This window comes from Empedobacter sp. UBA7611 (assembly GCF_002484365.1).
GTDB lineage: Bacteria > Bacteroidota > Bacteroidia > Flavobacteriales > Weeksellaceae > Empedobacter > Empedobacter falsenii_B.
Genome location: NZ_DLJR01000041.1, coordinates 1 through 6,245, shown reverse-complemented (window position 1 = coordinate 6,245; position 6,245 = coordinate 1). Strand labels below are relative to the sequence as shown.

The window sequence follows — 6,245 nt, the reverse complement described above, 5'->3', positions numbered from 1 at the left end:
ACATCTACGTTCCAGTATAATTTATCATTGATTTTGTAATCAAATCCTAATTGAAATCCGAAACCTACATTGTTTTTGTAATCTACACTAGTTACGGCTGCGTTTCTCCCTTTTCCTTGCCCTTGATCATAGAAGATTGTATAATTAATTCCAGCACCAACATAAGGTTTTAGGTTTTTGGTTGGATACAAATGATATTGTACATTAAGAGTTGGAGGTAACAGCATTACTCGTCCCAAATCTAAATTTCCTAATGCAGTATTTACCGCTACAACTTCGTGTTTAGATGTTCCTAAGATTAATTCGGCCGCGATATTTTTTGTAATATAATAGGTAAAGTCAATTTCTGGAATAAGATTGTTTGTAACCGCTACATTTCCACCTATTGCTTCTATTTTAGCATCTTCCATAGGAACTACACCAGTTGCTCTTACACGCATATGTAATTCACTAGCCTCTTGTCCAAATGAAATTGCTGATGCAAAGATTGCTCCTAATATTAATAGTCCTTTTTTCATAATGTTTATTTTATTTTTCGAAACAAAACTCGGATTAATTCATCCGAATTAAAATGTCAAATATCATTTCCGAAAATGACTTTAAACATTTGTTTTTTTTAAGGATATTATTAACTTAAACACGCTGATAGTCAATTATTTTTAATGAGTAAAAATAATCGTAAAAGAAAAACTTTTCACTTAATAGAAATTTATTACTTTTGGAGGAAAGTCATAAAAAAACAAAAAAACTCAAAAAAATGGATTTCTTAGAAAATGAAAATTTATCATTAATCGCGCAATCGGCAAGAGATTTTGCAAAACAATACATTCAACCGAATATAATGGAGTGGGATGAAGCTCAAACTTTTCCAGTTGAAGTTTTCAAAGAACTTGGAAAAATGGGATTCATGGGAATCGTTGTTCCAGAAGAATATGGAGGAAGTGGTTTGTCATATGATGAATATGTATCAATTGTAGATGAAATTTCACAAGTTGATCCTTCTATCGGTTTGTCTGTAGCGGCACATAATTCACTTTGTACAAATCATATTTTAGAATTCGGTAACGAAGAACAAAAACAACGTTGGTTACCAAAATTAGCAACAGCAGAATGGATTGGTGCTTGGGGATTAACAGAGCACAACACAGGATCTGATGCAGGAGGAATGTCTACAACAGCTGTAAAAGATGGAGATGAATGGGTGATTAACGGAGCAAAAAACTTTATTACACATGCAATTTCTGGTGATGTTGCGGTTGTGATGACAAGAACAGGAGAGAAAGGAGCTAAAAATAACGCGACAGCTTTTGTAATAGAAAAAGGAACGCCAGGTTTTACATCGGGTAAAAAAGAAAATAAATTAGGAATGCGTGCTTCGGAAACGGCAGAGTTAATCTTCGATAACGTACGTGTTTCGGATGCAAATCGTTTAGGAAATGTTGGTGATGGTTTCAAGCAAGCACTTAAGATTTTAGATGGTGGTCGTATCTCGATTGCAGCTTTATCTTTAGGAATCGCGAAAGGAGCATACAAAGCAGCATTGAAATATGCACAAGAGCGTCATCAATTTGGAACTGCAATTGCAAATTTCCAAGCAATTAACTTTAAATTGGCTGAAATGATTACAGAAATCGAAGCTTCAGAATTATTAATTCGTAAAGCATCTTATTTAAAAAATCATAAAAAACCAATGACGACAGAAGGTGCAATGGCAAAATATTATGCATCGGAAGCGTGTGTTAAAATCTCGAATGAAGCAGTTCAAATATTTGGTGGATACGGATATACAAAAGATTTTCCAGTAGAGAAATTCTACCGTGATTCTAAGTTGTGTACAATCGGTGAAGGAACAACTGAGATCCAAAAATTAGTGATTGGAAGAAATATTTTGAAAGATTAATACAAAACGATTTGTTTAATTACTAAAGAGTTGTATATTTGCCATCTCAAAAAGAAATAGATAAAATTATGTTGATTATACCAGTAAAAGACGGAGAGTCAATCGAAAGAGCTCTAAAAAAATACAAAAGAAAATTTGATAAAACAGGTGTTGTACGTCAGTTAAGAGCACGTCAACAATTTACAAAACCTTCTGTTACAAATAGAATTAAGATGAGTAGAGCAATCTACAAACAAGCCTTAATCGAAAAGGAGGAAGCATAAATTGCCGTTTTAAACGATATAAAGAAATTAATTTCTGTTGACCTATTTATTAAAGTTGTAACTTTGATGAATAGGTTTTTTTATGGAATTTATTCAACTATTCTTAGATTATTTAGCGCTCGAGAAAAACTATTCTACGCTAACAATTACTAGCTACAAAAGAGATTTGGACGATTTTGTTGAGTTCTATCAACAAGAAGAAAATTCGTCAGAAATACAACTTGCAACAAAAAATCATATTCGTGCATTTGTGATGCATTTATCAGAATTAGAAAAGTCTGAGAAAACAGTTAATCGCAAATTAAGCGCTTTACGAACGTTTTATAAATATTTGGTCAAAGAAAATCATCTTTCCATTAATCCAATCGAGCAAATTCATTCACTTAAACAAAATAAACAAGTTTTAGTACCTTTTACAGAAGCAGAATTGAATGATTTGTTGAATAATGATGAATTTTTCCCTGACACATTCGAAGGTTTACGTGATCGATTAATGATTGATGTAATGTATCAAACAGGAATTCGACGTGCCGAATTAATTGGTTTGAAAGAAAATGATATCGATCCGAATACACTTTCTATAAAAGTTCTTGGAAAAAGAAATAAAGAACGCATAATTCCTATTTCTACCTTTCTGTTAGAGGATTTGGCGAATTATAACACTAGAAAACATAACGAAATTACTTTACAATGTACGAATGTTTTTGTAACAGAAAAAGGAAAACCTTTGTACGATAATCTTGTTTATTCGAAAGTAAAATACTATCTTAGTCTTATAAGTGTAAAACATAAAAAAAGTCCTCATATGTTGAGGCATTCATTTGCGACTCATATGTTAGATTCAGGAGCAGATCTGAATGCAGTAAAAGATATTTTAGGGCATTCAAGTTTGTCATCGACTCAAATTTATACACATGGGAGTATAGAAAATTTAAAAAAAGTGTTTAACAAAGCTCACCCGCGTGAGAACAAAAAAGAGTAATTATGACAATTAACTTTCAAGCAGTAAACTTCAATACTAAACCAGGTTTAGAGGAGTATTTAGAGAAAAAATTAGAAAAATTAGAAACTTTGTCAGACAAAATCATTGCAGCGAATGTTTCTTTTAAATTAGAGAATACTGCAGAAAAAAATAACAAGACAGTTGATATTAAGTTAGAAGTACCAGGAGATGATATTGTTGTAAGTAAAACAGGACAATCTTTTGAAGAATGTATTGATTTAGCGGTAGATACATTAAAAAAATTAATTATCAGAAAAAAAGAAAAAATTAGCGAAAGATAAAAAATAGGGAATTGACTAAAAAAAGAACCTAAAAATTTGGTTAATTCAAAAAACAACGTAAATTTGCAGTCCGTTAAACAAACATATTTAACGGACTGTTCTTTTAAATAACGCTTTTAAAAACAAAAATGCCGATGTAGCTCAGCTGGCTAGAGCAGCTGATTTGTAATCAGCAGGTCGTGGGTTCGAGTCCCTCTATCGGCTCAAGGTTTTTAGAAGAACAAAAAAATAAGGCGGGGAGATACTCAAGCGGCCAACGAGGACGGACTGTAAATCCGTTGGGTAACCTTCGCAGGTTCGAATCCTGCTCTCCCCACAAACTTAATTTTTAAAATTTTTTGTGGTTTAGGATTTAATCTTTAAATTTGCAAAGCTTTTTAGAAGTGAATGCGGGAATAGCTCAATTGGTAGAGCGTCAGCCTTCCAAGCTGAATGTTGCGGGTTCGAGTCCCGTTTCCCGCTCAAATTCTGGTTCGTCCAGTATAGTTAATCTTTTAAGTAGTTGTTGAAACTCATTTAAACCAAGGTTAACGCGAGTCAAAAATTAATATCTTTATATAAATCAAAAAGTGTACTTTTACACTTGAAAATAATTTAAAGTTATTTTTTTAATTTAAGTATAACAATAGAAATTAATAAAAAGTAAAATGGCAAAGGAAACTTTCAACCGTAATAAGCCGCACTTAAATATTGGTACTATTGGTCACGTTGACCACGGTAAAACAACTTTGACTGCAGCGATTACTAAAGTATTAGCTGATGCTGGTTATTCAGAAGCAAAAGCTTTCGATCAAATCGATAATGCTCCAGAAGAAAAAGAGCGTGGTATTACAATTAATACATCTCACGTAGAGTATGAAACTGCTAACCGTCACTACGCACACGTTGACTGTCCAGGTCACGCGGATTACGTAAAAAACATGGTTACAGGAGCTGCTCAAATGGATGGTGGTATCTTAGTAGTAGCTGCTACTGATGGTCCAATGCCTCAAACTCGTGAGCACATCTTATTATGTCGCCAAGTAAACGTTCCTCGTATCGTTGTTTTCTTAAACAAAGTTGATATGGTTGACGATGCTGAGTTATTAGAGTTAGTAGAAATGGAAGTAAGAGATTTATTATCTTCTTACGAATATGACGGAGATAACACTCCAGTTATCCAAGGATCTGCTTTAGGTGCATTAAACGGTGAGCCTCAATGGGTTGAAACTGTATTAAACTTAATGAACAATGTTGATGAGTGGATTGAGCAACCAGTTCGTGATCAAGATAAACCATTCTTAATGCCAGTAGAGGATGTATTCTCTATTACAGGTCGTGGTACTGTTGCTACAGGACGTATCGAGGCTGGTGTAATTAACTCTGGGGATCCAGTTGACATCGTTGGTATGGGAGAAGAAAAATTAACTTCTACTGTAACAGGTGTTGAAATGTTCCGTAAAATCTTAGATAGAGGTGAAGCTGGTGATAACGTAGGTTTATTATTACGTGGTGTTGATAAAACTGACATCCGTCGTGGTATGGTTATCGCAAAACAAGGATCTGTTAAACCACACAAAAAATTCAAAGCTGAGGTTTATATCTTAACTAAAGAAGAAGGTGGTCGTCACACTCCATTCCATAACCGTTACCGTCCACAGTTCTACGTACGTACAACTGACGTAACAGGGGAAATCAACTTACCAGAAGGAGTTGAGATGGTTTTACCAGGAGATAACTTAACTATTACAGTTGAATTATTACAACCAATCGCATTAAACGAAGGTTTACGTTTCGCAATCCGTGAAGGTGGACGTACAGTTGGTGCTGGTCAGGTAACTGAAATTTTAGACTAATTAGTCAAAATATAATATAGAAGATGTGGTAATCTTCAATGATTACCACTCTTTTTATCTACGGGCATAGTTCAATGGTAGAATAGCGGTCTCCAAAACCGTTGATCAGGGTTCGAATCCTTGTGCCCGTGCTAAATGAAAACGATATGAAAGTCGTACAATATTTTAAAGATTCCTTTGTAGAATTTAAAGATCATGTTACATGGCCATCATTCTCAGATCTACAAAGAGACACAATTATTGTTGCAATAGCTACAGTTTTGTTAGCTATATTTTTATATGCGGTAGATACATTATTCACACAAGTGCTTAACTTTATCTACGGCGCTTTTTAGTTTGTAAAATATCCCGTTTAGTAATTAGAATCATGAGTGAAAAGAAATGGTATGTAATCAAGACTGTAGCTGGACAAGAGCTGAAAGTTAAGGATTATATTGAAAGAGAAATTCAGTACCAAAATTTGAATGATTATGTAGGACAAATTGTTGTTCCTATGGAAAAAGTGATTCAAATCCGTAACGGTAAAAAATATCAAAAGGAAAAAGTACACTTTCCTGGTTACATCATGATAGAAGCCGAACTTGTAGGGGAAATTCCTCACATGGTAAAGAATACATCAGGTGTAATTAGCTTTTTGAGTGCAACGAAAGGAGGTGATCCTGTACCAATGAGACAATCGGAAGTTAACCGAATGTTAGGTAAAGTTGACGAATTAGCAGAAAACGTTGATACAAACTTAGGAATATCTTACATCGTAGGAGAAACTGTAAAAGTAATCGACGGACCATTCAATGGCTTCAACGGAACAGTTGAAAAAATCATTGAAGATAAACGTAAACTTGAAGTGATGGTTTTAATCTTCGGACGTAAAACACCACTAGAGTTAAGTTTTAACCAAGTTGAAAAGATTGCATAATCAATCTATCAACAAATTAAAAGTAGAAATTTAGGCTGCTTCCACAT

Annotated in this window: 8 protein-coding genes and 4 tRNA genes; 11 read left to right on the top strand and 1 reads right to left on the bottom strand. The window is 33.9% G+C overall.

Going from position 1 to position 6,245, the window contains the following annotated elements:
* Nucleotides 1-518 (bottom strand): OmpW/AlkL family protein (locus B3R94_RS06580; RefSeq protein WP_291099475.1); only part of this gene is annotated, 518 nt, incomplete at its 3' end.
* Nucleotides 519-757: 239 nt separating this feature from the next.
* On the opposite strand from B3R94_RS06580, the gene B3R94_RS06575 reads away from it, so the two are divergent.
* The 11 genes from B3R94_RS06575 to nusG all read left to right on the top strand — a co-directional run bounded on the left by B3R94_RS06575 (nt 758) and on the right by nusG (nt 6,198).
* Nucleotides 758-1,900: an acyl-CoA dehydrogenase family protein gene (locus B3R94_RS06575; protein WP_038331167.1), complete on the top strand. Its 1,143-nt coding sequence runs from the start codon at nt 758-760 to the stop codon at nt 1,898-1,900.
* A 68-nt stretch (nt 1,901-1,968) separates the two neighbouring features.
* Nucleotides 1,969-2,163, top strand: a complete 195-nt coding sequence (gene rpsU, locus B3R94_RS06570) for a 30S ribosomal protein S21 (RefSeq protein ID WP_038331168.1) — start codon at nt 1,969-1,971, stop codon at nt 2,161-2,163.
* Between the two features lie 82 nt (nt 2,164-2,245).
* On the top strand, nt 2,246-3,145 hold the full coding sequence (locus B3R94_RS06565) for a tyrosine-type recombinase/integrase (RefSeq protein WP_125349436.1): 900 nt from the start codon (nt 2,246-2,248) through the stop codon (nt 3,143-3,145).
* A gap of 2 nt (nt 3,146-3,147) precedes the next feature.
* Complete coding sequence (gene hpf / locus B3R94_RS06560) at nt 3,148-3,447, top strand: ribosome hibernation-promoting factor, HPF/YfiA family (protein WP_038331066.1); 300 nt, start codon at nt 3,148-3,150, stop codon at nt 3,445-3,447.
* Nucleotides 3,448-3,577: 130 nt separating this feature from the next.
* A tRNA-Thr gene (locus B3R94_RS06555) sits at nt 3,578-3,651 on the top strand.
* Nucleotides 3,652-3,682: 31 nt separating this feature from the next.
* Nucleotides 3,683-3,763 (top strand) — tRNA-Tyr (locus B3R94_RS06550).
* Between the two features lie 73 nt (nt 3,764-3,836).
* Nucleotides 3,837-3,909: transfer RNA gene (locus B3R94_RS06545), tRNA-Gly, on the top strand.
* Between the two features lie 185 nt (nt 3,910-4,094).
* Nucleotides 4,095-5,282, top strand: coding sequence for an elongation factor Tu (gene tuf / locus B3R94_RS06540; RefSeq protein WP_038331067.1), 1,188 nt, complete (start codon nt 4,095-4,097; stop codon nt 5,280-5,282).
* 60 nt (nt 5,283-5,342) lie between these two features.
* Nucleotides 5,343-5,413: transfer RNA gene (locus B3R94_RS06535), tRNA-Trp, on the top strand.
* Between the two features lie 15 nt (nt 5,414-5,428).
* Nucleotides 5,429-5,617 (top strand): preprotein translocase subunit SecE, encoded by a 189-nt coding sequence (gene secE / locus B3R94_RS06530; protein ID WP_038331172.1) that lies wholly within the window; start codon nt 5,429-5,431, stop codon nt 5,615-5,617.
* Nucleotides 5,618-5,649: 32 nt separating this feature from the next.
* The gene (gene nusG / locus B3R94_RS06525; protein WP_219033762.1) at nt 5,650-6,198 is read left to right on the top strand and encodes a transcription termination/antitermination protein NusG; all 549 of its coding nucleotides are present in this window, start codon (nt 5,650-5,652) and stop codon (nt 6,196-6,198) included.
* The last annotated feature ends 47 nt before the right edge of the window (nt 6,199-6,245 follow it).